Consider the following 2,522-nt stretch of genomic DNA (forward strand, 5'->3'; position numbering starts at 1 on the left):
TGGAATTTAATGCTGGTGTTGGTCAGGCATTGGGGATTGCTGCCATTACTGCCCTTCTTTCTGGCAGGAATCTAAGTAATGTATCCAACTCTGAGGTCAGAAAAGTACTTTTAAGCACGAAGCAACTCCCTCGGGTTTATGGATATGCTAATAATCAGGAAGCTAGGAAATTGAAGAATTTCGAGTCTTTATTAGTCTTAGTTTGAGCTCTGAGCCAAGGCCAAAGGCCACGCTACTTGAGGTGCTATCAGCCTTGGCCTTGGCCTTTGGGCCACGCTACGCGAATGGCCACGCTACTTGAGGTGCTATCAATATTTAGCGATCAGAAAATCAGCTATCAGCTCATGTAATCCAAAGCCTATTCGATAAACAGAGTAAGCACTAGTGATATCGAGTCTGGTTAACTAATGTTTAATAAACTATTAATAAACTATAGGGATTGCCAATCCCTGATTTGAAAACCTCCAGGAATTGGAGGTTCTTCTATTTGAGCGCTGCTAAATGTTGTTGAACAACCCTGAAATGATTGAGGCGATCGCTTGTTATCCTTGATGGCCACCCACAGTTGAATCCACAGTTTAATCAAAACTAATTAACCGGAATCGATATTTTTGTACTATCCTAGTGAGGTACAATAAAAACTGTTTTCATTACTTCTTCTTAATGATTAATTTGTACCTCACCTAATTGAGAACCGCAAGATTAGCTGTCCACTATATGGTAGAGTAGATTGTGTCTACTATCGGGTAGAGTAGTTTTCATGGCTCCACTATCTGGTAGAGTAGATTGTGTCCACTATCGGGTAGAGTAGTTTTCATGGCTCCACTCAACAAAGATGATCTAGCTCAAATAAACTGGGGCTACTTCCAATCTCTCCTTCCCGAGAGATTCGTGGCAGTGGCTGCTAATCTTCATCAGTTGGCTGTTGAGCCATGGCAAAGATGGGAACAGAACTCGACAAATAGCTATCCAGCTCCGTGCTCAGATAATCCTAACAACAAAGCCGTTTTACAACAGAAACAACAGAGCACTCACACCAAAGTCGAAATTGGATCAGAACCCTACAGCCAGAAAAGTGTTAGCTGACTAAGGTGTTGATTGAGAAGAGCATGATAGTCTGATTAAGTCAAGTTTATCCTTTGTAATTACTCTATACCTGTAAAGAGCGAGAAAAAAGTTTGGTATTAAGATTATGCTTAGCGTTGGTTTTGAATTTGATCCTGCTATTAATCCAGGTTTTTCTAATTTCTGCGAGTACTTCAGATATTCTAAAGATTTCAGACCGTTAGTGAAGCAAATCGGAGAAAGCTCACAACTACAACAGATTGAGGCGTGGGATATTAAGCCAGCTTCGGATCTCCAACAGGATCTCAAGCAACTCAATGAATATATTCTGGAATATTCCCTATCACCAATTGAATTAGCTCAAACAGTCGGTCATCAGCCCCAAAAGCTTATCAACTTGGCTTATCAAGTTTTACACCGGCAAATACCAGTCGAAATTGATGATGTGCTTGTGCTTCCGGGCAGCTCAATGATTGCGATATATTATGTATTGAGTATTGCCTTTCAAAACCATTATCAAAAGTTCCATGATGGAATCTTTGGTTCAATTCCCGATCAGGTTAACGATACTCAAAATCAAAAAAAGCTTTTATATAAAAAGCCTTGTGTTATCGGAGTTGAAGGGTCTTTCAAGTGTGGCGGTTCATTTCCATATTTGCTCGGCGGTGAATTAGTTTATGCTCAATCGAGTGGTGACAAATTCACCGTAACGGCAAGTTCGATTAAAGAAGCCTTTGATTCTGCCCAAAAAAGCGATCGAGTACCTGTCGCTTTTATCTGGGAGGAACCTACTGCCCTAGGATTTATCTTGCGAAATGAGGCTCTTGCTGAAATTGCTGAACTGATCAAGGAATACCTAGCTAAGTATCCTGACATGGTGATCTTAATCGATGCCTATAATGGTGGATTATTCAGGGAAGATAAAATTCCTTCTCTCTATGCAGATCCTCTTATTCGGAAGAATGCTATCTATACAACTAGCATGAGGAAGAAAATTCCCGCTGCAAATTGGGGACTAATTACCCCGATTGCTTGTGGTAACAAAACATTGAAAGAAAAGCTATCACTCTTTTTCGGCTCAAATAGCTTCTATACGGTTTCTCAATTCTCGAAATTGGAAACTCTTGTTGCGTCAAATATCATGGAAAAGTTCCTTAATCAAGGTGGTTCCGTAGAGTACCAGTTTGAAAACTTTGATTATGCGACTAGAAAAATTGCACAGATTAATCACGAATTAGGAGTAGAACTGATTAGTCCCTATGCTAACCCAGAAGCTGGTATTAACTATTTTATCCAGTTTGATGATTCTTTTCTTTCCGAGAAATCTTGTCGAGATGCTCAACACCTTTGCCAGACATTAACTTTGATAACTGGTTTGCACTGCAGTATTCCATCTGCTATGGGAATCCCCGGTTTTGGGGTACGGATTAACCTGATGCGTGGTCAACAAGCCCTGA

Annotated in this window: 3 protein-coding genes and 1 pseudogene; 3 read left to right on the forward strand and 1 reads right to left on the reverse strand. The window is 40.4% G+C overall.

Going from position 1 to position 2,522, the window contains the following annotated elements; translation table 11 throughout:
* Nucleotides 1-206: pseudogene (locus F6K49_RS40880) on the forward strand (FAD-dependent oxidoreductase); the annotation flags it as partial.
* Nucleotides 207-430: 224 nt separating this feature from the next.
* Here the strand turns inward: F6K49_RS40880 and F6K49_RS40885 are convergent.
* On the reverse strand, nt 431-586 hold the full coding sequence (locus tag F6K49_RS40885) for a hypothetical protein (protein WP_293028410.1): 156 nt from the start codon (nt 584-586) through the stop codon (nt 431-433).
* Nucleotides 587-816: 230 nt separating this feature from the next.
* Between F6K49_RS40885 and F6K49_RS40890 the strand changes: the two genes are divergently transcribed.
* Together F6K49_RS40890 and F6K49_RS40895 are read left to right on the forward strand one after the other, a co-directional pair.
* Complete coding sequence (locus F6K49_RS40890) at nt 817-1,086, forward strand: hypothetical protein (RefSeq protein ID WP_293028407.1); 270 nt, start codon at nt 817-819, stop codon at nt 1,084-1,086.
* A 202-nt stretch (nt 1,087-1,288) separates the two neighbouring features.
* Nucleotides 1,289-2,522: hypothetical protein (locus tag F6K49_RS40895; RefSeq protein ID WP_293106712.1), on the forward strand; the 1,234-nt coding region annotated here is incomplete at its 3' end.

This window comes from Moorena sp. SIO3I6 (genome assembly GCF_010672095.1).